The sequence below is a fragment of the Nocardia testacea NBRC 100365 genome (genome assembly GCF_000308775.1).
Lineage (GTDB): Bacteria > Actinomycetota > Actinomycetes > Mycobacteriales > Mycobacteriaceae > Nocardia > Nocardia testacea.
The window spans coordinates 1-246 of sequence record NZ_BAGJ01000082.1; the positions used below are offsets into that span (position 1 = coordinate 1).

A 246-nucleotide genomic window follows, 5' to 3' on the forward strand; every position below is an offset into this window, starting at 1 on the left:
GGCGAGGCCCCGAAGCCGTCACCACCGATGGCCGATACCGTCGGCGACGAACGTCCCCGGGGCGTGGCCGAGCCCACGCCTACCTCGACCGCAACCGTGCCACCGGCGGTGATATCCCTACCGCAGGATTCACCTCCGGCGACCTCTGCCGATTCTCCGCAGGTCGCCACGCCCAGCGCCGCCGAGGGCGCCGCTGCGGTGGTCTCGTCCGGACCCGAGGCCGAGGCTTTGTCGGACACCTTCGAC

Annotated in this window: 1 protein-coding gene; it reads right to left on the minus strand. The window is 72.0% G+C overall.

What is annotated here, in order from left to right; all coding sequences use genetic code 11:
- Nucleotides 1-239, minus strand: a 239-nt coding sequence (locus ON38_RS37020; RefSeq protein WP_218000759.1) for a hypothetical protein, incomplete at its 3' end; no start/stop codon positions are given.
- Nucleotides 240-246: the final 7 nt, after the last annotated feature.